Annotated in this window: 18 protein-coding genes and 1 pseudogene; 9 read left to right on the plus strand and 10 right to left on the minus strand. The window is 56.9% G+C overall.

The features are described 5' to 3' along the window. Nucleotides 1-333: 333 nt before the first annotated feature. Nucleotides 334-1,344, plus strand: a complete 1,011-nt coding sequence (locus QMG93_RS25010; protein ID WP_281941339.1) for an S-layer homology domain-containing protein — start codon at nucleotides 334-336, stop codon at nucleotides 1,342-1,344. Between the two features lie 137 nt (nucleotides 1,345-1,481). On the opposite strand, the gene QMG93_RS25015 is transcribed toward QMG93_RS25010, so the two are convergent. The 6 genes from QMG93_RS25015 to QMG93_RS25040 form a co-directional block, all read right to left on the minus strand. Further along, nucleotides 1,482-1,715, minus strand: a complete 234-nt coding sequence (locus QMG93_RS25015) for a hypothetical protein (RefSeq protein WP_281941340.1) — start codon at nucleotides 1,713-1,715, stop codon at nucleotides 1,482-1,484. A 20-nt stretch (nucleotides 1,716-1,735) separates the two neighbouring features. After that, nucleotides 1,736-2,938: an MFS transporter gene (locus QMG93_RS25020; RefSeq protein ID WP_281941342.1), complete on the minus strand. Its 1,203-nt coding sequence runs from the start codon at nucleotides 2,936-2,938 to the stop codon at nucleotides 1,736-1,738. Further along, nucleotides 2,931-3,707: a DeoR/GlpR family DNA-binding transcription regulator gene (locus QMG93_RS25025; RefSeq protein ID WP_281941344.1), complete on the minus strand. Its 777-nt coding sequence runs from the start codon at nucleotides 3,705-3,707 to the stop codon at nucleotides 2,931-2,933. The genes QMG93_RS25020 and QMG93_RS25025 overlap by 8 nt, the downstream gene beginning before the upstream one ends. Before the next feature lie 212 nt (nucleotides 3,708-3,919). Beyond that, entirely contained in the window at nucleotides 3,920-4,189 is a 270-nt protein-coding gene (locus QMG93_RS25030; protein WP_281941345.1) for a DUF3951 domain-containing protein, read from the minus strand. A gap of 155 nt (nucleotides 4,190-4,344) precedes the next feature. Then, nucleotides 4,345-11,550 carry a WIAG-tail domain gene (locus QMG93_RS25035; protein WP_281941347.1) on the minus strand — a complete coding sequence of 2,402 codons (7,206 nt, stop codon included), beginning with the start codon at nucleotides 11,548-11,550 and terminating at the stop codon, nucleotides 4,345-4,347. 184 nt (nucleotides 11,551-11,734) lie between these two features. Continuing rightward, nucleotides 11,735-12,886 carry a glycosyltransferase family 4 protein gene (locus tag QMG93_RS25040; protein WP_281941348.1) on the minus strand — a complete coding sequence of 384 codons (1,152 nt, stop codon included), beginning with the start codon at nucleotides 12,884-12,886 and terminating at the stop codon, nucleotides 11,735-11,737. Between the two features lie 162 nt (nucleotides 12,887-13,048). Here QMG93_RS25040 and QMG93_RS25045 point away from each other — a divergent pair, with 162 nt between their 5' ends. Then, the gene (locus QMG93_RS25045) at nucleotides 13,049-14,281 is read left to right on the plus strand and encodes an aminopeptidase (protein ID WP_281941350.1); all 1,233 of its coding nucleotides are present in this window, start codon (nucleotides 13,049-13,051) and stop codon (nucleotides 14,279-14,281) included. Here the strand turns inward: QMG93_RS25045 and QMG93_RS25050 are convergent. Then, nucleotides 14,278-14,856, minus strand: a complete 579-nt coding sequence (locus QMG93_RS25050; protein ID WP_281941352.1) for a DNA-3-methyladenine glycosylase I — start codon at nucleotides 14,854-14,856, stop codon at nucleotides 14,278-14,280. The genes QMG93_RS25045 and QMG93_RS25050 overlap by 4 nt on opposite strands. A 212-nt stretch (nucleotides 14,857-15,068) precedes the next feature. Between QMG93_RS25050 and QMG93_RS25055 the strand changes: the two genes are divergently transcribed. The 6 genes and pseudogenes from QMG93_RS25055 to QMG93_RS25080 all read left to right on the plus strand — a co-directional run bounded on the left by QMG93_RS25055 (nucleotide 15,069) and on the right by QMG93_RS25080 (nucleotide 19,625). Continuing rightward, nucleotides 15,069-15,836 (plus strand): EcsC family protein, encoded by a 768-nt coding sequence (locus QMG93_RS25055; RefSeq protein ID WP_281941354.1) that lies wholly within the window; start codon nucleotides 15,069-15,071, stop codon nucleotides 15,834-15,836. Nucleotides 15,837-15,859: 23 nt separating this feature from the next. Further along, a pseudogene (locus QMG93_RS25060) lies at nucleotides 15,860-16,224 on the plus strand (cupin domain-containing protein). A gap of 88 nt (nucleotides 16,225-16,312) precedes the next feature. Then, entirely contained in the window at nucleotides 16,313-17,077 is a 765-nt protein-coding gene (locus QMG93_RS25065; RefSeq protein WP_281941356.1) for a lipase family protein, read from the plus strand. A 515-nt stretch (nucleotides 17,078-17,592) separates the two neighbouring features. Beyond that, nucleotides 17,593-18,219 carry a nitroreductase family protein gene (locus QMG93_RS25070; protein ID WP_281941357.1) on the plus strand — a complete coding sequence of 209 codons (627 nt, stop codon included), beginning with the start codon at nucleotides 17,593-17,595 and terminating at the stop codon, nucleotides 18,217-18,219. A 91-nt stretch (nucleotides 18,220-18,310) separates the two neighbouring features. After that, entirely contained in the window at nucleotides 18,311-18,760 is a 450-nt protein-coding gene (locus QMG93_RS25075) for a MarR family winged helix-turn-helix transcriptional regulator (RefSeq protein ID WP_281941359.1), read from the plus strand. Nucleotides 18,761-18,848: 88 nt separating this feature from the next. Next, on the plus strand, nucleotides 18,849-19,625 hold the full coding sequence (locus QMG93_RS25080; RefSeq protein ID WP_281941362.1) for a pirin family protein: 777 nt from the start codon (nucleotides 18,849-18,851) through the stop codon (nucleotides 19,623-19,625). Between the two features lie 354 nt (nucleotides 19,626-19,979). Here the strand turns inward: QMG93_RS25080 and QMG93_RS25085 are convergent, their stop codons facing one another. The 3 genes from QMG93_RS25085 to QMG93_RS25095 form a co-directional block, all read right to left on the minus strand. Continuing rightward, nucleotides 19,980-21,629, minus strand: a complete 1,650-nt coding sequence (locus QMG93_RS25085; protein WP_281941363.1) for a b(o/a)3-type cytochrome-c oxidase subunit 1 — start codon at nucleotides 21,627-21,629, stop codon at nucleotides 19,980-19,982. Nucleotides 21,630-21,759: 130 nt separating this feature from the next. Next, on the minus strand, nucleotides 21,760-22,230 hold the full coding sequence (locus QMG93_RS25090; RefSeq protein ID WP_108533369.1) for a cytochrome c oxidase subunit II: 471 nt from the start codon (nucleotides 22,228-22,230) through the stop codon (nucleotides 21,760-21,762). 52 nt (nucleotides 22,231-22,282) lie between these two features. Beyond that, nucleotides 22,283-22,456, minus strand: coding sequence for a cytochrome c oxidase subunit 2A (locus QMG93_RS25095; protein ID WP_081890242.1), 174 nt, complete (start codon nucleotides 22,454-22,456; stop codon nucleotides 22,283-22,285). A 248-nt stretch (nucleotides 22,457-22,704) separates the two neighbouring features. On the opposite strand from QMG93_RS25095, the gene QMG93_RS25100 reads away from it, so the two are divergent. Further along, on the plus strand, nucleotides 22,705-24,174 hold the full coding sequence (locus QMG93_RS25100; RefSeq protein ID WP_281941371.1) for a spore germination protein: 1,470 nt from the start codon (nucleotides 22,705-22,707) through the stop codon (nucleotides 24,172-24,174). Nucleotides 24,175-24,181 lie beyond the last annotated feature (7 nt).

Genomic DNA, 24,181 nt, shown 5'->3' on the forward strand with positions numbered 1-24,181 from the left:
TAATGATAATAACTATGCTTATTGGTTTAGCGGTGAAAGTCTTAAGCAAATAATTAAAAAAGGATGGATAGCGGCAACTCATCTTATGTCTATTCCATTAAAATCGAGTAGAGGGCATTTTTAACAATACTTGGTCCTGCTGGTCCCATTATCACTACGATTTTATCCCTAGCTGGATATGGTGGCATGGCTGGATAGGGTTGGGCCAATTTGAACTAAGTTTATAGACATAAACAAATCCTATTGTTGGGATTTTTATAAATTTTTATGAAACAAATTGACTTAAATCGCGTCTAATTTCATATCAGAAGTAAAGTACGGGGAGACTTATGTATGTGTCATAAGAAAAAAAGCAAAGCACTCGCTGTTGTGTTAGGCGCGTTATTGCTTTGTAATGTAATGCCGGCAGGTGTTTCCGCAAACGGAAGTGAATTTAAGGATGTGAGTCCGGATCATTGGGGATATGAAACCATTTCGTGGGCCAAAGAAAGTGGCATTGTTGATGGATACCCTGATGGTACATTTAAACCCGAGCAGTCCGTAGGTCAGACTGAATTTCTTGCCATGCTTATTCGGGCTTACAAACCGAAAGGATTTTCTGAACAATCTAGTGACAACGACTGGAGAACACCTTATATTCAATATGGCTTTAAAATGGGATGGGGTGCAAGCTATATTACACCTCCAGCAAGTAAATTATCCTCTTTCCCCAAACCTGAAATTTCGGAACCGCGTATGTATGTTGCGAAACTCATCACAAATGCAAGCGGTAGAAGCTACGATTTTGATGATTCCATACGTTTTCTTTTAGATAGCGGACTATCCAACGGTAAAACAGACAATACGGTTTCGGGATTCCAAGGAAACGAGTTGCTAACACGAGCAGAAGCCGTCACATTTATAAAAAACGTGAAGTCAAAGCTAGATATGCTATATCCAGCACCAGAATTTATAACTACGTACGATCCAAAAACCTTAACACTCAGCCCTTTGGAAGCCTTTCCGCTAAATGTAGAGCAACCGGTTATATACGGGGATTATAGTCACATTATTCTTACGACACCATCATCAGGCTACAATTTAATCCACGATCCCTCCTATACAATTTCCGGTACGGTTGAAAAAGCGGTTGGTGAAGAACTTAATCTGACAGTGGAGTATTGGGATAATGGAGAATTTATTTCGGAAAAAAGTTTGAAAACTCCTATCACAAAAGGCGACTTTAAAACAACAATTGAGTTACCTAAACAGGGAATTTTTCGAATTGTTATCTATTCAAAGCAGGAAAAAGCTACCCCGAACAAGGCTTTAACAAAGTTTTACGTTGAATACAAACCTAAGTGAGTTATCAACGGCCACTTTCACGCGGTATCCGACAAGATCCACTATTATAGAGCCTTGGTTCTAAGAATAGGAATGGTCGAAAACATGAATATCATCATGAATTACTTAATTTTTTTCCTGACTAACTTTGTAGTTACCTACTTTATTTTCCCTGAACCAAGCTTTGCTAGGTCTTTATTGTACTCTGTTATTATGACAATTTTTGTTGCTATTTTAGATGCAAGAAAGAAAAAAACAAAACTATGATTGTTTGAATCAACGCAGAAAACGGCTCTTGTTCGCATCCATGTTGCGGCAAGAGCCGTCCTTTGTTTTTCTTCGAACGGCTGTCCTTTTGCGCCACTCGCGCAGCAAAGTTTACGCACGTTCATTCATGCGTGCCTGCACGCCTCTATTCCATGCTGCGGCCGGCATGCAGGGGGACGCTTTCCGGTTGAGGGCGTCTTTTCGAAATCGTAAGCACGGCCAGCATGATCAGCATCACGGCCGAGTAGAGCCACATGGCCGTTTGAATCGGGAAAGCGTCCATTACCCGTCCGACGCCCAGCGGCAGCAGCGAACCGCCGAGCCCGTTAGCCGCGAGCAAAATGCTGGTCGTCCGCTCGGTCATGCCCGGCAGCGATTGATTGGCGTAAATGAGCGCCACCGCAAACATTCCGGACATACCTAATCCAAGCAGGAAGCTGAGTACGAAGCCTCCCCATGCATACTGGCTGAACGGCAGGACGAGCAGCGCCGCAAGGCTCAACAGAGTAGCCGCCCACAAAAAACGGAAGTAAGTCCACCGGTCGCCGAGAATGCCGGTCAAGATTCGTCCGATCACCATCGCCGTCCAGTAGACGGTGACGGTTAGCGTTGCAAGCGAGCTATCGATCCCCCACCGCTCCATAAAGATCGAAGGGAAGAAATGGACGACCGACACTTCGCTGCCGCCGTACAAGAAAAAGAACCCGGCGCACAGCGCAAGAAACGGGATGCCCGATCTCGCATACGCCGGGCGCTGCGTCTGTTTTTCGCCGGACCCCGCTTCTTTGCGGGTCAGCATGCCGTCCATTTCCCCGAAGGACATCCGCCTCCAGACGATCGCCGTCGCAAGCGCGCCGATGCCCAGCAGAAAAAACGAATACGTCCACAACCCTTTGGCGATCAAAAAGCTGGCGATCGAAGGCATGAGGAGCGCACCGACACCGAACGTCACCTCCAGCTTGCTCATGGCCGCCGCCTGCTTCTGCTTCACGGCCAGAAGAATGATCGTGCCGATGCACGATTCGACCAAGCCGGTGCCGAATCCAGCCAGCCCCGCCAGCAGGACGACCGCCGGCCACGGAGGAAGTAAACCGGCGAACAGCTCCATCCCGACCAATCCGAGACCGAGCATGACCGCCGATTTACGGCCGAGCTTGCGGGAAATTGCGGGCATCGAGAGCACCCCGCTGAGCAAACCGACAAACTGCACAAAAATAAGCATGCCCCCGCTGCCGTAGCTTTGCGAATAATGCGCAAGCAGCTCAGGCAGCACCGCGCCGACGATGACCGTGCCCACGCCTGTGATGACATAACACAGGCATCCCATCCAAATCAACCGGTTAATCATGATGTTCTCCTTCACCGGCGATCAGCAGCTCCACTTGATGCTTATGAAGCTCTTCTTTCATTTCGTCGCTCGGCTCCCGGTCCGTTATGATCATGTCGATCCCTTCCAGCCCGGCGACGCGGTGAAACAGCTTTTTGCCGAATTTCGTATGATCGGCCAGTACGATCACTTGATCCGACTTGCGCATGACCTGCCGGATCAAATAGCTTTCCTCCTCGAACATGGTCGTCAGACCGTGCGGCGCTATGCCGCATGTGCCGAGCAGCGCTTTGTCCACCTGATATTCGGACAGCATTTCCAGCGTCCGCGCCCCGAAAACCAACCGCTGCTCGTTATCTAGCAAGCCGCCGAGAAGATGGATGCGGATTTCATCCTTCTGCGTCAGCATGCCCGCCAGATCGATCGAGTTGGTGACGACCACATTGCGCCGGGTCCGCATCGATTCCATCGCACAGCGCACCGTAGTGGAGGAATCGGTATACAAATAATCGCCGTCGTGAATCAGCGTCGCCGCCAGCCTGCCGATCGCCTGCTTGGACGGGGTGTCCAGTTGAAGCCGCTGCTCGTAGTTCGGCACCTCCTTGGAGATCGACGGCAGCATGGCGCCTCCGCGGGTACGGATGATGCTCCCCTGCTCCTCCAGCTTGATCAGATCGCGCCGGGCGGTATCCCACGAGATTTGCAGCCACTCGCAAATTTCCGTGACGGTGATGCGCTGTTTTTCATTTAACTTCTGTACAATCGCAATCAGTCTCTCTTCTTGAAACATGCGTATTCCCCTTCCGAATACTTGGCCTTAAATTAAGTTTTTATAAGTTATATTAAGCTAATTTAAGTGATATTCTTGATTATAAACCAAAATCCGCAGATTACAAGCGTTAGTACGGAAAACAACATCACATTTTCGCCATAATTAAAACGACGGGGAAGGATTGTCGTTCCTTCGCCCGCCGCTTAGAATGGGTGTTCCCGAAAAAGCTGTTAATACAGAGCTTTTCTTATATTTTTGTCCTTATCGTCGCCTTGCTCGTCTTTCTCTTCCTTCTCCTGCTTTTCTTCGTGAAATTCGATCGGCGTATTTCCCGTAATCTGATCGAAGGGAGTGTAATCGCTGTTCGGGATCGCCTTGCCGGCAATCATCTTGCAGATAATGATCGTAAGTAAAACGATGATCGGAACGATCAAGGAAAGCATCGTATATAAAGCAAAATCGTCCATATTCCAGGCCCGTCCTTCTCCTTTATTAGCCATACTTGTCCGTTCATTTAACTTTTATACGAAGAAGGCCGAAAAATAGTTTCGCAGAGCGGGTGTCAGGTCAAAAAATATCCCCGTAAAGCTCGGCTTCAAAGCCGCCGCTCTACAGGGATGTGTTACCGTCCTTGAGGAAAACATGGCCGTTTCAATTACTCGTTCGCCGCGCCGATTGCAATCCAGTTGACCACTCCTTGCAGCTCCGGCGAAAATTTGGAACGGACCACTTCCAAAATAGCGCCGTCGGGCTCCTTCTGTTGAACGACCGCGTACGTGTTCGTCTGATCTGTGGAAGCTACCAGTACATAGTTGTTGTCTGCGAAAGGCCGCTCAAATATCAGCACCACTTCCGTCAATTCGTCTTCGAGACTTAGCAGGAACGGGCTAATCCCGAACTGCTGCACCGTCGTCCGGACCCCAACCGCCTGCACCGGCTGGAAGGACAAATGCTCCGGAGTGACCGCTCCGGCCGCCAAATGCTCCGACTTGATGCTTTCCGGCTGCAGCTGGCTGCCCGCTGTAGCGTCGGCTTCCGATACTTGCGCAGATACGGCGTCCCATAAGAGATCCAGCGCACGAATATGGGCCTCCGCCAGCTCCGGCTCAAGCTCGGCAACCAATCCTTCCTCCGATTCCATGACAATTGCCGCCTCATCCGCTTCCGGTGTCTCGATTTCGCTCTGGATGCCGTCGTCTTCCGTTTCGTCGCTTGGATCGAATCGATCCGGATCGTCGGCCGTGTGGGCGGCATCGTCCCGCGCTTCCTCAGCCGGCCGCCTGTTCAGCAGTGCCTGCAGCGACGGTTCCAAATGAATGAAGGAAATCGTGCCTGGCACCAGATGGTAGCCTGAGATCGTCTCCTGCTTGATATGCAGCCCGTCGACCGACTCGACGCACAAATGATCCGCCGTCACCGAGCCTTCCGCCAGCTTCTCCGCCGTCACTGCCCCCGCCTGCAATTGCGCTTCGCCTACGGATTCCTCCGCTAGCTGCTCTGCGCCCACAGCTCCTTCGGACAGATGCCGCTCCGTCACCGAGCCTTCCGCCAGCTTCTCCGACGTCACCGCTTGCGCTTGCAAGTGCGCTTCGCCCACGGATTCCTCCGCTAGCTGCTCTGCGCCCACAGCTCCTTCGGACAGATGCCGGCTGTGTACCGCGCCGTCAGCCAGGTGCTGCTCCGTCACCGCGCCTTCCGCCAGCTTCTCCGCCGTCACAGCCCCCGCCTGCAATTGCGCTTCGCCTACGGATTCCTCCGCTAGCTGCTCTGCGCCCACAGCTCCTTCGGACAGATGCCGGCTGTGTACCGCGCCGTCAGCCAGATGCTGCTCCGTCACCGCGCCTTCTGCCAGTTTCTCCGACGTCACAGCCCCCGCCTGCAATTGCGCTTCGCCCACGGATTCTTCCGCTAGCTGCTCTGCGCCCACAGCGCCGGACGCCAGATGCCGGCTTTGAACTGCTCCTTCGGTCAGATGCTGCTCCGTCACCGCGCCTTCCGCCAGCTTCTCCGACGTCACAGCCCCCGCCTGCAATTGCGCTTCGCCCACGGATTCCTCCGCTAGCTGCTCTGCGCCTACTGCGCCTTCGGCCAAATGCCGGCTGCGTACAGCCCCTTCCGCAAGGTGCAGGGACATCACCGCATCAGTTGCAAGATGTCGGCTTCGCACCGACTCCTCCGCAAGGTGCAGGGGCGTCACCGCTCCTTCCGCCAGCTTCTCCGACGTCACCGCTTGCGCCTGCAGCTGCGCTTCGCCTACGGATTCAGCCGCTAGCTGCTCCGCGCCCACCGCGCCTTCGGCCAAATGCCGGCTGTGAACCGCTCCGTCGGCTAGGTACTTATCCGTCACCGCGCCTTCCGCCAGATGCCGGCCGTGTACCGCGCCGTCGGACAGGTGCTGCTCTGTCACCGCGCCTTCCGCTAGCTTCTCCGACGTCACGGACTCCGCCTGCAATTGCGCTTCGCCTACGGCTTCTGCCGCCAACTGTTCCACGCCTACTGCGCCTTCGGCCAGATGCCGGCCGTGTACAGCTCCTTCGGCTAAGTGCTGCTCCGTCACCGCGCCTTCCGCCAGCTTCTCCGACGTCACGGACTCCGCCCGCAGCTGTGCTTCACCCACGGCCTCCGCCGCCAGCTGCTCCGCGTCCACCGCGCCGGATGCCAGATGCCGGCCGTGTACAGCTCCTTCAGCCAAGTGCTGCTCCGTCACCGCGCCTTCCGCCAGCTTCTCCGACGTCACCGCCCCCGCCTGCAATTGCGCTTCGCCTACGGCCTCTGCCGCTAGCTGCTCTGCGCCCACCGCGCCTTCGGCCAAATGCCGGCCGTGTACCGCGCCGTCAGCCAAGTGCTGCTCCGTCACCGCGCCTTCCGCCAGCTTCTCCGACGTTACGGCCTCCGCCTGCAATTGCACTTCGCCTACGGCCTCCGCCGCCAGCTGCTCTGCGCCCACCGCGCCTTCGGCCAAATGCCGGCCGTGTACCGCGCCGTCAGCCAAGTGCTGCTCCGTCACCGCGCCTTCCGCCAGCTTCTCCGACGTTACGGCCTCCGCCTGCAATTGCGCTTCGCCTACGGCCTCCGCCGCCAGCTGTTCTGCGCCCACCGCGCCTTCGGCCAGATGCCCGCGGTGAACCGCTCCTTCGGCCAAGTGCAGCTCCGTCACCGCGCCTTCCGCCAGCTTCTCCGACGTTACGGCCTCCGCCTGCAATTGCGTCTCGCCAACAGCTTCCGCCGCCAGCTGCTCCGACGTCACGGACCCTGCCTGCAATTGCACTGTACCTACGGCCTCCGCCGCTAGCTGCTCCACGCCCACCGCGCCGGACGCCAGATGCCGGCCGTGTACCGTCCCTTCGGCCAAGTGCAGCTCCGTCACCGCGCCTTCCGCCAGCTTCTCCGACGTCACCGCTTGCGCCTGCAAGTGCGTTTCGCCTACGGACTCTGCCGCCAGCTGCTCCGCGCCCACCGCGCCGGGAGCCAGATGCCGGCTGTGGACCGCTCCTTCTGCGAGATGCCGATCCGTTACCGCGCCTTCCGCCAGCTTCTCCGACGTCACGGACTCCGCCTGCAATTGCGCTTCGCCTACGGCTTCCGCCGCCAGCTGCTCCGCGCCCACCGCGCCGGGCGCCAGATGCCGGCCGTGGACCGCCCCTTCTGCGATATGCAGATCCGTCACCGCGCCTTCCGCCAGCTTCTCCGACGTTACGGACTCCGCCTGCAATTGCGCTTCGCCTACGGACTCCGCCGCCAACTGCTCCGGACCAATCATGCCTTCGGCCAAATGCCGGCTGCGTATGGCCCCTTCCGCAATGTGTAGGGCCATCACCGCGCCTCCTGCAAGATGCCGGCTTCGCACCGACTCTTCCGCAAGGTGCAGAGGCGTCACTGCGCTTTCGGCCAAGCGGCTGCCGTCCACGGCCCCTTCGGCAAGGTTCAACGTCGTGACCGCACCTTCCGCCAAATGCCGTCCATGTACGGCGCCTTCCGCGAGGTGCAGCGCCGTCACTACGCCTTCCGCCAGCTTCTCCGACGTCACAGCCTCCGCCTGCAGTTGTGCCGGGCCTACGGCCTCCTCCGCCAGTTGCTCCACGCCCACTGTGCCGGGCGCCAGATGCGCCGTCGTCACGGCGCCCTCCGCCAAGCGGCTGCCGTCAACCACGCCCTCTGCGAGGTGCTCCCTTGTAACCGCGCCTTCCGCCAAATGCCGGCCGTGCACAGTCCTTTCTTCAAGGTGCAGCGCCGTGACTGCGCCTTCAGCCAGATGCCAGCCGCGAACCGCCGCCTCCACAAGGTGCCTCGCCGTCACCGCACCTCCCGCCAGCTTCTCCGACGTCACAGCCTCCGCCTGCAATTGCGCTTCGCCTACGGACTCCGTCGCCAGCTGCTCCGCGCCTACCGCGCCCGGCGCCAGATGCGCCATCGTTACGGCTTCCTCCGCCAAGCTACTTGCGCCTACGGCTCCCTCTGCGAGGTGCCTCGCCTTCACCGCGCCTTCCGCCAGCTTTTGTGACGTTACGGCCTCCGTCTGCAATTGCGCTGAGCCTACGGCCTCCGCCGCCAACTGCTCCGCGCCCACCGCGCCCGGCGTTAGATGCGCCATTGTCACGGACTCCTCCGCCAGACGGCTGCCGTCGACCGCTCCCTCTGCGAGGTGCCTCGTTGTCACCGCGTTTTCCGCCAGCTTTCCCGACGTCACCGACTGCGCCTGCAGCTGCGGTTCGCCTACGGCTTCCGCCGCAAGCTGCTCCGTGCCTACGGCGCCCGGCGCCAGATGCTGCGCCGTCACGGACTCCGCTGCCAGCTTTCCCGATGTCACCGCCTGCTCCTGCAGCTGCGCTTCGCCTACCGCTTTCGCCGCAAGCTGCTCCGCGCCCACCGCGCCCGGCGTTAGATGCGCCATCGTCACGGCGCCCTCCGCCAAGCGGCTGCCGTCGACTGCGTTTTTTGCGAGATGATCCGCCGTCACGGCGCCTTCCGCCAGCTTCTCCGACGTCACCGCCTGCGCCTTCAGCTGCGTTTCGCCAACAGCTTCCGCCGCCAACTGCTCCAAGCCGACGGCGCCCGGCTTCAGATGAATCCCCGCCACCGAACGCAGCGCCAGCTTTTCCGACGTCACCGACTGCGCCTGCAGGTGTACTTCCCCTACGGCTTCCGCCGCAAGCTGCACCGCACCGACAGCACCTGCCGCCAGGTGCAGCGCCGTCACGGACTCCTCCGCCAAGCGGCTGCCGTCAACCGTGCCTTCCGCCAGGTGACGGCCTCGTACCGATCCATCCGCAAGGTGCAGCGCCGTCACCGCTCCTTCCGCAAGCTTCTCCGACGTCACCGCGGCCGCCGCTATATGTCTACCGCTCACCGCGCCATCCACCATATGCGGACCGCGCACCGAGCCTTCCATCAGATGCTGCTCCATGACTGCACCTTCCGCCAGCTTCTCCGACGTTACCGAATGCGCCTGCAGTTGGTCTTCGCCTACAGCTTCCGCCATCAAATGCTGCGCACCGACCGCATTCGGCGTCAGATGCGCAGTCGTCACGGACCCTGCCGCCAAGCGGCTGCCGTCAACCACGCTTTCCGCCAAATGCAGCCCGCGTACCGAGCCTTCCGCCAGATGCAGCGCCGTGACTGCGCCTTCCGCCAGCTTTTCCGTCGTGACGGCCTTCGCCTGCAGCTGCGCTTCGCCTACGGCTCCGGTCCTCAGATTCTCCGCACCGACCGCACCGGGCGTCAGATGCACCGCCATGACTGCCCCTTCCGCCAGATGGCTGCTGCTCACCACGCCTTCCGCCAGATGCTGGCCTCGCACCGCCCGTTCCGCTAGATGCGGCGCTGTCACCGCACCGGACACCAAGTGCTTCGCCGTCACTACGCCCGCGGCCAAACGGCTTCCGTCGACCGCTCCCTCTATCAAATGAGAACCGCGTACCGAGCCTTCGGTCAGGTGCAGCGCCGTTACCGCGTTTTCCGCCAGTTTCTCCGACGTTACCGCGCCGTCTTCCAGCTTATCGCGGGTAACGGCACCGGTAGCGAGCTGGTGCGTCTTCACGGATGCTTTTCCGAGATGCGCATGTTGAATCGCACCCAAGGCCACATGCTCCGCCTGCACCGATTCCTTGCCCAGCTTCTCCGATGTTACGCTTGCGGAAGCCAGCTTCGCCGTCGTCACGGCCAAATTGGTCAGCTTGTCGGTCGATACCGATTCACCGGACAGCTTGGAGGTGGTGACACTGTGTTTCGCCAGATGCGTGGTTTGTACCGCCCCTTCATGCAAATGCTGGGCCTGCACCGCCCCACCGGCCAGCTTATCGGAGGTGACAGCCCGGTCCTGCAGCTTCTCCGTCGCGATCGAGCGCTCCTGCAAATGATCGCTACCGACAGCCGACGAGGCAATGTGCACGGTCTGCACGGCTTTGTCAGCCAGATGCATCGAATTGACGGCGTCTTCCGTCAAATGCTCGCCGGATACCGATTTTTTCGCCAGCTTCCGCGAGGTAACGGCTTGCTCGCCCAATTTCTCGGAGGTGACGGTAGAATCCGCCAGTTGCTGCGTGCCGACGCTATAAAGCGCCAATTTATCCGCTGTCACCGCGTGAGCGGCCAAATGACGGCCTTCCACCGCTCCTTGCTGCAAATGCCGGCTTTCAATCGCCCTTTCCTGCACATGCAGCCCATGTACCGCTTCCTTGGACAATTTGCCGGAAGTCACGGCTCCGTCCTTCAGATGAACGTTCTGCACCGCATCTTCCGTCAGATGGCTCGCGTCGATCTGCTTCGGCGAAATGTTAACGCCCCGGATCAGCCCCGCCGTCAAATGATCGTTCAGCACCGAATTCAGCTTCAAATGCTCGGAAGCTACACTCCATGGCGCCAGCTTCTCCTCCGTAACCGACTGGGGAGCCAGCTTCTCGGCGCCGATGTCTCCATCGGCCAGCTTCGCGGAGGTCACTGAAAAATCGCGCAGCTTTTCCGTCGTCACCGCGCCTTCCAGCAGCTTCGACGAATTGACTACGCCGTTAGCCAAATGAATCGAATGAATGGCACCGCTTCGGATTTTATCCGACGTGATCGACTGATGCTGAATCAGCTCGCCGGTAATCGCCTCGTCGGCAAAATGCTTCGTATAAATCGATTTTTCGGCAATTTTCATCCCGTCGATCGTCTTATCCGCCAGCTTCTCCGAAGTGATGCTGTTGTCCTGAAGCTTCTCTCCGCTGATCGCCCGGTCTTGAATTTTATCCGTCGAGACCGAAGCTTTGGCAAGATGCTCCGCCGTTACCGACTGCAAACCGAGCTTTTGTGTCGTGACGCTCCGGTCCGCCAGCTTGGTGCTATCGACCGCATAGTCGGTCAGATTGTCCCGACCGACGCTATTCCGTTTGATCCGGGTACCGTCGACGGCATAACGCGCGATTTTCTCCGTCGTGACCGACTCTTCGGCCAAATCGTCCGTATACACGGTGGCTCCCTGTATAAATCGCGGTCTGACCGCCTCTTCAACGGACCGGATGACCGGCCCTTCAACTGCACGGGTGACCGGTTTTTCAACTACCCGGGTGACTGGCTCCTCAACTGTACGGGTAACCGGCTCTTCAACTACCCGAGTGGCCGGCTTTTCAACTACCCGGGTGACCGGCTCTTCAACTGCCCGGGGAGTGTCCGGAACCGCCTGCGATTCGGCAGCATCCTGTTCTTCTTCTTCTCCTTCCTCAAAGTCTAATTGACCGATGCTGATATCCTCATCAAAGTCGGCTTGCGGCCTCAAAATTCGCGGCTTGTCGTCCAGCCACTTAAGCTCGTTAACGTACGAGTCCATGCGCTTGCTGCGCACCGGACGTCGCGTACCGGAACCCCGGCGGTTTTCTCGTTTCATGCTAGGTCCTCCCATATGGTGTAGTGCCTAGTTGGCCATGCTGGAAATGATTGCATTTAGACACTTGTAACATATGCATTTACCTAGAAGGAGGTCATTCGCCCGGTTAAAAATGGGCATTCGCACAAGAAAGCCGCGCCGTTTTTCCATCAAACCGCAACACGCAAAAAACAGGCGGTCTCGTTCACCGCCCGTCGTAAAACGTCAGCCACCGCTCCGCCATTCGCTCCCATGTAAATAGCCGCTGTACCCGCTCCACGCTTTGTTCCCCCATGCGGCAGGCTTTGCCCTCGTTTTGCAGCAGGGAAATGACCGCCGGCGCAAGGCCGCTCTCCAGGACGTCCGGCTCTACGGTCAGTCCGGTGACGCCCTCCTCCACAATTTCCGGCATTCCTCCGGCACGGGTGGCGACAACCGGGACGCCCGCGGCCATCGCTTCCACGTTGACGAGACCGAACGCCTCGCGGCGGACGGACGGAACGACGAGGACATCGGCCAAGCGAAACCAATCGTCCACTTCGCCGTGTGGAACATACGGAACGAAGCGTACATGGTTGCTCAACGGCGCACTCGTCCTCTGAAGCCGCCTCACGTAGGAGGTAAGCCGTCTCGAACCGTAAAAGGCTCCCCCCACCACAAGCAGCAGCGCTTCCGGCACCTTGCCCACAATTTCGGGCATCGCCGCCAGCAAATGGTGCACACCCTTGGTCGGAATCAGGCGGCCGACGTACAGAATGATTTTTCGGCCCTGCAGGCCGAGTCTGTGGAGCAGCGCCTCCCGCTTGACTGCCCCTTCCGGAGACCATCGGGAAATAAAACGGTCCGGATCGACCCCGAGATGATTCACGATAATTTTGGCTTGGACACGCGGGTCTCTGCGCACCATTTCGTCCTTCAGATAGTGGCTGTTCACCACGATCCGGTCCACCGCAGCGAGACAACGCCGCAGCTCGGGCCGCCGGATATGTGGCTTGGAGACGAACGTAACGGAATGCAGCGACAGCCACACCTGTGCTCCCGGATGCCTTCGCTTGAGAAACCGGGCGAAGCGCGGGCGGTTCTCCACCTGAATGACCCTCGGCCGCAGCTTTCTCAGCTTGCGGCTGACACCCTCCACATAGCGGCGGGGCGAAGCGGCGGGCACGCGCTCGTAGAGGACACCTTCGCGAATTTCGGTCCGGCGAAGCGTCCGACCCCGCCGCCCGATCACCGCCAGTCGAACGTGCTTCTGCAAGCGGCGGACGATTTGTTCCACGACCAATTCGACGGAGCTGCTGTTGCCCGAAGGAATGACGAACGAACCCGGCGTCACGAAGACGACATCATGCTCTTTCATGGAGCAGCCACCCCGCGATCTTTTTGTCAGTATATTCTTGGCGCAGCGGATATGGATAGGCTATCGTTGTCCGGGACGCAGTTTGGGCCGTTTGAATTTTGCCATGCAGGGCGTCATAATAAAAGAACGAACTTGCGAATATCCCGAAAGGAAGTGCAGACCGTGAGCCGATTAGAAACGTATATCGAACATTACGCGGAGCTCGCCGTAAAGGTGGGAATCAACGTGCAGCAGGGGCAGACGCTTATGGTAACCTCGCCCGTATCGGCTGCGGATTTCGTCCGCATCGTCGCCCGCAAAGCGTACGAGGCCGGAGCGAAGCACGTCTATGTCGAATGGGACGACGATGAGCTGAAACGGCTGAAGTACGAGCAGGCCCCCGACGAAGCGTTCCATGAATATCCGCAATGGAAAGCCGACGGCTTCCGTCAATTAGCGGAAGAAGGAGCGGCGTTCCTGCAGGTCTACTCCCCCACGCCCGATCTGCTCAAACAGGCGAAGCCCGAGCGGATCGCCGCGGCGAGCAAAGCGTACGGCACCGCCATGCTGGAATACCGCCGCATGATGCAGGCCGGCCGAATCAGTTGGACGATCGTATCCGTCCCCTCGGCCGCTTGGGCGGCCAAAGTGTTCCCGGAGGCAAACGAAGAAGAGGCGGTTCGTGCGCTGTGGGAACGAATCGTGCAAGCGGCAAGAGCCGACCGGGACCAGCCTGTGGAAGCTTGGCAGGAGCATCTGGCGGAGCTTCGCTCGAAGGTGGAGCGAATGAATGCGAAGAGGTACGCCCGGCTGATCTATCTTGCGCCGGGGACGGAACTGAATGTGGAGCTGCCCCCGGCGCACCAGTGGGTCGCAGGCGGTATGCATAACGCCAAAGGCGTATTTTTCGTGCCGAATATTCCAACAGAGGAAATGTTCACGCTTCCGCGCGCCGACGGTGTCAACGGAACCGTGCGTAGCTCGATGCCGCTGAACTGGAACGGAGCGCTGATCGACGGCTTCAGCTTGACGTTCGAGAACGGGAAGGTCACGAAGTGTACGGCGGAGCAAGGACAAGAGGCGCTGCAGCGGCTCATCGCAACCGACGAGGGCGCGGCCCGGCTCGGCGAAGTGGCGCTCGTGCCGCAAAATTCGCCGATTGCCGAGATGAACGTGCTGTTCTACAATACGGGGCTTGACGAGAACGCCTCCTGCCATCTGGCGTTAGGCAACGCGTATCCGCTATGTCTGGAAGGCGGCACCGCCATGACCCGGGAGCAGTTGGCGCAGCACGGAGCCAACCACAGTTTGGTACACGTCGACTTTATGATCGGGTCGGACGAGCTCGATATCGACGGAGAGCTGCCGGACGGGACAGTGGAGCCGGTATTCCGGCGGGGCTGCTGGGCGGATTAATCCGCCCGGGCTCCGGAAAGCTCCGCAAACCGGAAGCAATCGACCGTATGGTCCATCACCATGCCGGTCGCCTGCATAAACGCATAGCAGATCGTCGAGCCGACAAAGGTGAAGCCGCGCTTCTTCAGCGCCTTGCTCATCGCATCCGATTCCGGTGTGATGGCCGGCACGTCCTTCAGGCTCTGCCAGCGGTTGCGAATCGTATCCCCGCCGACGAACTGCCAAATGTAGCGGTCGAAGCTGCCGAATTCTTCCTGCACCGCGAGAAAAGCCTTCGCGTTCGTCACGGCGGCACGCATTTTGAGCCGGTTGCGGATCAGGCCCGGATCGCCAAGCAGCTCGTCCAATTTAGCATCGTCGTAAGCGGCTACTGCCTTGGGATCGAAACCGTCGAACGCCTCGCGGTACCGGTCTCTTTTTTTGAGTACCGTATACCAGCTCAGCCCTGCCTGCGCCCCTTCCAGGATCAGCATCTCGAACAGCTTCCGGTCGTCATGAACGGGAACTCCCCATTCCTTATCGTGATAGTCGATATATAAAGGATCTTCGTTACACCAGCCACAGCGGCATTCCATAGGAAGCCTCCTCTCCTTTTTTCCCTACTATACCACATTATTGCGACACCTTTTGTCATCGTTTTACATTTCGACGGATTGAAATCTTTTCGATGCCGGCACGTATCAAGTATAATATTGGATATTACGCGACGCACAGACGCTTCGCACACGACATATCCGAACCCGGCGCAGTCAAGCCGAACCATTCCAAACATCAGGCGGGTAGTTCTATGAATCATTCATTTACGGTATACGAGCAGCAGATCCGGAAGCAGCTGATCGGGTGGGAGAAGGAGCTGCTCAAGCCGCCCGGCATGCTCGAAAAAACGTCCAGAGCGCTGCAAACGCGAATCAATCAAGCCATACCCGAGAAAGTGCATACCGCCATTACCGCAGCGGTCAAAGGCATTGTTCAGACAGCGCTGTTCAGTCTGGACTATATTCCGAAAAGCGAACCGCTCCAAGGCATGACCTTGGCGTCGCGCGACCACAAAGCCGAGGAACTGATCGGCTTTTACAAAAAACTGGCAGCGGCGGAAGGCGCGGGTACGGGGGCCGGAGGAATTTTTCTCGGGCTCGCCGATTTTCCGATCCTGATCGGCATCAAGATGAAGTTCTTGTTCGAGCTCGCCCACATTTATGGGCATTCCACGCTCGATTATCGCGAACGTTTGTACATTTTGCATGTATTTCAGGTGGCTTTCTCCAGCCAGAACAAAAAGCCCGAGCTGTACCGAGCCGTCGTGAATTGGCCGCAAACCGTCAAAACGCTGCCTCCCGAGGACTCGTACGCTCAGCACATCGATTGGAGGCAGCTGCAGCAGGAATACCGCGATACGATCGATTTCCGCAAAATGCTGCAGCTTGTCCCGGGAATCGGCGCCGTCGTCGGGGCATGGGCCAACTACGGCCTGCTTGAGGAGCTGGGGCAGGCCGGCATGAACTGCTACCGCCAGCGCTGGCTGGATGAGGCGGAGGAGAAAAGCGAGACAACTTAAGTCGAGGGAGAGGAACCGTAACCATGAAAATCAGCAAAGCGAATGCACCGCATTATAATTGGGGCGACCAGTGCGACGGCTGGCATCTTGTTCGGCAGCCCGAACTGAGCGTTATTCACGAGCGGATGCCCCCGCATACAGCCGAGGTCCGGCATTACCATAAGCAGGCGCGCCAATTGTTTTCGTGCTGACGGGAACGGCCGAGCTGGAGGTGGACGGCGAGCTCCATACCCTCGGTCCGCAGGAAGGCTGTGAGGTGCCGCCGGGTGTCCCGCATCAAATGAAGAACGTTTCCTCCGGGGACGTCGAGTTTCTTGTCGTCTCGCACCCGCAGACCCGGGGAGACCGGGTGGAAGCGCCGCCCTTGGGGGAGCCGAAGCGGGACTAGCCCACGACCCACTCTGCGCTTCCTCGTATCACTGCCGGAGGCGCCGGAATACACTATACGACCGATTCCAAAGTTAGGAGTATGTCGTATGACCATCGCTTCCAACCGGGCTATCCAGTTGGCCGCTATCGTATATCAGGCCATCCGGCAGTATAACAATAACGGAAAGTTCGAGCTGCCCCCCGGATATAAGCTGGCCGCCGTGCTGGACAAAAAGAAGTTTCCATACCTCGGATTCATTCTCGAGTCCAGACAATCGATCGTCATCGCGCTCCGGGGCACGGCGGCTGCATCCGATTTGAAGAAGGATTTGCAGTTCGATCAAATTCCGTTCCCTTTTGTCCGCAATGCAGGATTAACGCATCGCGGTTTTACTGAGCTGTACGCATCCGCGCTCCGCAAGCCGATTATGAGCTATTTGAACAAAGCTTCCCCTCATAAAAGACTGTATCTAGCCGGCCACAGCATCGGCGGCTCGCTAGTTACGCTCTGCGCGCTCGACCTCGTCTTTCACACTCCCTTCAAACAGCCCGTAGTCTACACGTTCGGAGCCCCGAAGGTCGGGAACCCTGATTTTGTCCGTCGGTTTAACCGCCGAATTCACCACAGCACCCACATTGCCAACCGGTATGATCTCGTGCCACTGCTGCCGCCCTCCTTCGACAAAACCGTATACCGGCATGTCCGGTACCGCTACGTGATCCGCTTCCAAAACAAAGGCCTGCTGGGAAGCCATTCGATCAAAAGCTATTACAAAGAGCTCGTGCGCCGACGCGCAGGCCGCAGCCGTCCATACTATAGCGGCAGTCTGAAAGGCCTTCTGCCCGTCCCTTCCGTCCCCTCGGCCCACTAATTTTCGGCATCCTGCCAAGGAGCGATCTCAAGCCCGATATCCGATGTTCCCGTAAACGCAAGCACGTCGGCCACCTCCGACAAGCACAGACCGGCTAGCAGCCCAACTCCAAGGAAAAAAGCAAAGCCTACTGGCTTAGCTTAGTGTGTTGATAAAGTCGTTTTTAAATAGAATAGAGAAACATACGGAGGCGGGGTATCTACTGGAGGAGCGATAGCGTTCGCCTTTGTCTGTGGGAAATGTCCGCTGATAAGCGGCTTCCAATCAAAGTTTCCCGAGGACCCGGGGTCCCCGCAAAGTACTCGGACTAAGCATCCCTGATTCAACTTCACTTTGTGGGGTGGCGCAGCGACCGGAAGTAGATACCTCGCCCCCTCGTAAACTCTATTCCTCATTCACACTTTCTCAACAAACTCAAGGCCCTAACCACCTTCACTCTTTTTACTTGACAATCATCTTAAAAAATATTATCTTAAATTTAAGACAAAACAGTAACTATCGACGGAGGTCCTCCTATGAACGACTTTACAGCCCTGCTAAAATCGCGAAGATCGGCAACCAAATTCATCCCGAATACAGACATTCCGGACAAAGAGCTTGAAGAGATGTTCGGGCTGGTCAAATTCGCCCCTTCCGCTTTCAACTTGCAGCACGCGCATTACGTCGTCGTCAAAGACCCGGAGTTAAAAACGAAAGTGCACGAAGCTGCGAGCAAGCAATACAAAGTGCTGACGGCTTCCGCGGCCATTCTGGTGCTGGGCGATACGGAAGCGTACAAAGACGCGGCGAAAATCAACGAAGGCTTCCTCCATCTCGGCGTGATGAGCAAGCAGGAATATGACCAAACGGTCGAATACATCAATGCTTTCTATGAAAACCGGGGCGAAACGTTCAAGCGCGAAGAAGCGATCCGCAACGCCAGCTTATCGGCCATGCTGTTCATGCTGATCGCCAAAGACCGCGGCTGGGATACGTGCCCGATGATCGGCTTCGATCCGGATGCGATGCGCGCAGTCCTGAACATTCCGGACCGTTACGTGCCCGCTATGTTGATTACGATCGGCAAAGAGGATGTGTCGGGACAACGTCCGCGCGGCTACCGCAAGCCGACCGGGGAATTTGTCACCTACAACCAATTTTAAAATTTAATCTACTTCAGGAATGTATTGCCGCTTAGGAATGAGGAATACTGATTGCAGACTCATCGTGCGGCAGCGAAAGGAGTTGCGAACGTTGAACACAGAAAACAACCGGGACGAATCGCTGCATTTGTTCATTGTGCTTTCCCGGGCGTGCGAATGGGTCACGGCTCACGCCCACCGGGATATACGCCGGTACGGCTTGAATCCGACCGAATATGCGGTGCTGGAGCTGCTGTATCATAAGGGCTCCCAGCCTTTGCAGCAGATCGGCGGCAAAATTTTGATGACCAGCGGCAACATCACCTATGTCGTAGACAAGCTGGAGCAAAAAGGGCTTGTTGTACGAAAGCCGTGCCCGGAAGACCGCCGGGTCAGCTTCGCGGAAATTACGGAGAAAGGCACGGCATTTCTGGACGAAGCGTTCCCGCAGCACCGCAAAGCGATCGAAGCCGCGGTCGCCGGCTTGACCGCCGAGGAGAAGCGCCAGGCGATCGGCCTGCTGAAGAAGCTCGGGGTCGCGGCGCAGGAAAGCTTCAAATAGCGGGTCGCCTCCGGCGGACCCGCAGCTCATATCTTAATATTGAGATTTTTTCCAAAACCAAACTATGCTTCTTTAGGAGGTTATTTTGATGCAAATCATGATCTATCCCCCCACGATGCAAGGAACCGGAGCCTTTGACGGAGGCCGGATTACGGAACAGAAGCCGATCGGATTTCCCGGCGAACGGTCGGTGGTTAAGCGGGTCGGTCCGCTGTTTTATTGGGCGTGGGCTTTCGCCGCGGAGGAAGGCTATATCGGGTCTCATCCTCATCAAGCGTTCGAGATCATCACGTATGTTCTTGCCGGCAAAGCGGAGCATGGCGACTCGCTCGGCACGCGAAGCGTCGTCGGCCCCGGAGGCGCGCAGGTGATGCAGACCGGATCGGGCGTATCCCACGAAGAGCGGTTTATCGGTCCGGATATGGAAGGCTTCCAAATCTGGTTCGAGCCGGAGCTGAATGAAGCGTTGAAACGGAAGCCGACTTATCGTCAGTTCGACCATGAGGCGTTTCCGGAGGAAGTCGGAAACGGGTTCGTACGCAAAACAGTCATCGGCGACGGATCGCCAGTCGAGCTGGTCGCAGACGCCAAAATGTGGGATTTGACGCTGGAGCCCGGTGCCGTCTACCGGCACATCATTCCGGCAGGCCGTACGTTAACGGCGCTCGCCGTCCGCGGACACGGAGCCTGGACGAACGCTTCGGCCGAAGACGCGGTCACTCCGTTCCGGCACAAAGATTTCATGCTGCTCGGAGCAGCCGCGGACACGAACGTCTCGCTTCAAGCCGCGGACGGCGAAACGCTGCGGATCATGCTGCTCGAGGTTCCTACCACCGTCGATTACCCGCTTTACCCGAAACGTTAACCATAAGCTGAGCCCCGCGGATAACTGCGGGGCAGGCTGTTGAGAAAGTGGGGTTTTACGAAAAAAGAGATGTATACGTAGGTGGGGTATCTACTGGAGAAGCGATAGCGTTCGCCTTTGTCTGCGGGAAATACCCGCTATTAAGCGGCTTCAATCAAAATTTCCCGCTGACAACAGCGATCGGAAGTAGATACCCCACCCTCTCGTACACCTCTATTACCTCAATTCACCACTTTCTCAACAAGCTCCCCCGCGGATTAACCGCGGGGCTTTTTGCGCAAAAAAAGGGCCTCCGCCGGCCCATGGCCCGTTCGGAGGCAAAAGAGAGAAAATGGAGGAATAGAGTATCGAATATTACCAGGTCTTGAATCCTTTCGAGCCAACGCTGGCATTCGAAATAATATCCATGACCGGTACGGAGTAAGCTACAAGAATAAGGACAACCAGCACACCGACCCATACGCCCCAGCGCTCGAAGATGGCCGGCGCTTTTTCCGCCGCTTCGCTCGCTTCCGCGATCGGGAACTCGGTTTCCCCTTTCGGAGCGCTGAGCAGCATGACGATGTTAATGATCATCATGACAACGCCGATGAACAAGATCGTGCCGCCGATGGCCATCGCCACATGATACGGCATCCAGCCTACCGCATCCGCGCTGTCCTGATACGTGGTAAAGGCGGTCCGGCGCGGCGATCCGAGCAGACCGACCGTATGCATCGAGCCCGACATGAAGAACATGCCGACCATCCACACGATCGTTTGGATAATCCCCATCCGGTGCATGAGCGGAGTCATTTCCCGCCCCAGCATCGCCGGAATCAGCCAGTAGGTAATGCCGAAGAAAGTCAGCGCCACGCTCGTTGCCACCGTCAGATGGAAGTGGCCGGTTACCCACAGCGTGTTATGAACGATGGCGTTCAGCTCGTGGCTGGCGTTAATCAGTCCCCCGGCTCCGGCCGGGATGAAGATCAGCATCCCCATGAACGGAGCGAAGAAGCGGACGTCCTTCCAAGGCAGCTTCTTCAGCCAGCCGAACAGTCCTTTCGCGCCGACGGAGCGGCCGTGCATCTCGAAGGAAGCGAACAGCGAGAACGCCGTCATCAGCGACGGAATTACGACCATGAACGTCAGAACGACCTGCACGAATTTCCAGACGTTCGAGATCCCCGGCTCCATGAGCTGATGGTGGAAGCCGACCGGAATCGAGAAGAGCAAGAACATGATGAACGACAAGCGGGCAAGCGCATCGCTGAACATTTTGCCGCCGATCACCTTCGGAATAACAACATACCAGCACATATAAGCAGGCAATAGCCAGAAGTAAACAAGCGGATGGCCGAAATACCAGAACAGCGTCCGGCTCAACACGACGTTGACCGTATCGACCCAGCCGAGCGACCACGGGATAAGCTGGAACAATACCTCGATCGCGACGCCCAGCGTTGCGATAATCCACATCAGCATCGTCACGACGGCCATAAACGTAAAGATCGGGGTCGTCTCTCCGCGGTGCGTTTTTTTCCAATAGCGGTAGTTGATGAAGATGCCGAAGCCGCTCATCCAGCTCCCGACGACAACGAACACTAGCGCGATGTAAAACGCAGGCGATGCTTTAAGCGGAGCATAGAACGTGTACAGCACCGTCGCCCGGTTCAGCAAAATCTCAACCGTCGCGATCGCCGTTCCGAGCGTCATCAGGCCGAAGCCGAGCCAGCCGAGATTGCGGGCAATCGGCAGCAGACGGCCTCCGAGCGTACGGGCAACCCCCGCATACAAAAATCCGATGATGAAGTAGGTGGTGAAGATGAGCGCCATCAAGACGCCGTGCGCCGTCAGCAGCTGGTAATAGCCGATGCCCATCGGCAGCGCAAGCATTCCCCCGCGGACAAGCCCTTGCATGACGCCGGCAATGCCGCCGAGAAACAGCGCGAAGAAAGCGAACAAAATATGGGCGAGCACCAGGGCCGAATCGCGCCGATCGAAACTTTTCAGATTTTGAATCATAGGGAATACGCTCCTTTAATTGCGGACCGGCAAGACATTCCGACGAAGGAATCGGCTCGCTTCCGCCTTCACGAATTGTGATATTTTTCACAATATTAGATATTACGGTTCTCTCTACGACCGTGCGCGCCTATTTTACGATGATTTTCATCATCATGACTTCGTGCGCCGCGCCGCAGTATTCGTTACACAGCACCAGGTATTCCCCCGGCTTATCGAACGTATAGGAGAAATGGTTCACCTCGCCCGGTACGGCCATCATGTTGATCGTCGTTCCGTTCACTTGAAACCCGTGCACGACATCGGAACTGGTCAATTGAAAGCGAACCTTCGACCCCGCCGGAATTTCCAATTTATCGGGATTGTACCCGAAGGCAAAAGCAACCAAAATCGCCTCGTACTCTTTGTCGCCAATTTGGTGAAGCCCCGGCTTATCGAACGGCGGTGTCGTAGTCAGCGTATCCGGATTTACCGTATGCCGGTGATCGCCAGGCGGCTCCATCCCCAATGCAAACGCTCCCACACCGACGACCGTCAAAAACAAGACTAACATGGAAATCCCGAAAATAAGCCAAATTTTCTCCAAACGATGGATATGCATGCTTCTTCAACTCCTTCAATCTCTGTTCCGTTCCCGTTACCCGTCTACGGTTTTACCCCCTGACTATGAACAATACGAAGACCCCGAACCAACTCAGCAGCAGAAACAATCCGAGCAGCATGACGGAAGCGAAAGTACCTTTCAAGCCTTCCTCTTCGTTCTTTTGTTTGACAACCGGCGTTTCCCCCTGATGCATTTGGGATGCGGCGTTGTGCGGTTTAGCCATCTTATTCCCTCCCCTTGTGCGGGACATCTTATGTCCTTATTGTAGAGGTCCTGGACCAAAAGGCTCTATGATTTAAGTCACAGCTAAAGTCAAGGATTATTGAACGTTTTATGGACGAAAAAGGCGAAAAATGTCGAATTCACTTTCGGCTGTGACGAAATTCGATGACGGTATATTATTGTTTATTTCTGCGCAACTTGTAAGGATAAGGGAGGATTCGTGTACGGAAGCGCACAGGAGGTAACACCATGAACCTTATTTCGAAATCGATCGCCGAAAATTTGGATACTCTTTACCGTACCTTCAGCCATACGCCCGATCTGATCACCCGCCATTTCCAGATGAAGCCGGGAGCGCATGCGCTACTGGTGTATTTCGACGGATTGACGGACAAGCCCGCCGTCAGCAATCATATTCTGCATCCGCTGATTCACGAGCTGGATTCGGTCGAGGACCTCTCAAACTCCTCGGCGATCACCGGGCAGATCCAGACGATTACCCTTTGGGCCGATGCCGAAATGTCGCTTTTCCACGGAAACAGCGTTCTCTTCATCGACGGCCTGCCGTATTGTTACATCTTTCCGACGCAAGGAGGACCGGAAAGAGCGATTAAGGAGCCCGATACCGAAAAGACTTTAAAAGGGGCGCATCTCGGCTTCGTGGAAGCAGACGGACAGAACATCGCGCTCATCCGCCGCTATTTGCCGAACCGTGAATTAAAAATCAAGCCATTCGTCATTGGCGCAAGAGGAAAAACCAAGGTTTCGGTTTTGTATTTGGAGGATATCACCAAACCCGATTTGGTGGAAGAAATAGAGACCCGTCTTCAGCAAATCGATACGGACCACATCTTTAATGCGGGGGAATTGGAAGAATATATCGAAGATCATCCGGCCAGCCTGCTGCCGCAATTCATCATTACGGAGCGGCCCGATTCGGTCGTCTCTCACCTTCTGGAAGGCCGAATTGCCGTTATTGTCGATAATTCACCGGGAGTGCTCATCGGCCCTGTCACTTTCCTGACGTTCTTTCAATCGATCGAGGACTACAGCAGCCGTTGGATCGTGGCATCCTTTATCCGGATGCTGCGCTTTATTGCCTTTTTTATTACGATTTGCCTGCCGGCGGTTTATATAGCCATTATCTCCTTTCATTACGAAGTGCTTCCGCTGCGGCTGCTGATCTCCATCGGGGAGTCGAGGGCTAAAGTCCCTTTTCCGCCGATCATCGAAGCGCTTGTCATGGAAACCTCCATCGAAATGCTGCGGGAAGCGGGGCTCCGTCTGCCGGGCCCTCTCGGGCAAACGATCGGCGTCGTCGGCGGTATCATTATCGGACAGGCGGCCGTTCAAGCGGGCATCGTCAGCAATATTATGGTCATTATCGTGGCCATCACGGCCGTATCGTCGTTCATTATTCCCAATTACGACATGGCTTCGGCTTTGCGCCTGATCCGGTTTCCGATGATGGTGCTGGCCATGATGTTCGGGATGGTCGGCATCGTAATCGGGCTTGCGATCTTCGTACTGCATCTGATAGCGATGGAATCGGTCGGCGTTCCATACGGAAGCCCGGTAGCCCCCATCCGAATTGCCGATTGGAAAGATATCTGGATACGCATACCCCTGTGGAAAATGAACAAGCGACCGTTCTCCGCGAATCCGGCTCAAATGAAACGGCAGGGCCCCAGCCGGGAAGGGGACGATGAGAAAAGGTGACGGCCGG

Origin of the sequence: Paenibacillus tyrphae (assembly GCF_027925525.1) — a bacterium.
Classification (GTDB): domain Bacteria; phylum Bacillota; class Bacilli; order Paenibacillales; family NBRC-103111; genus Paenibacillus_G; species Paenibacillus_G tyrfis_B.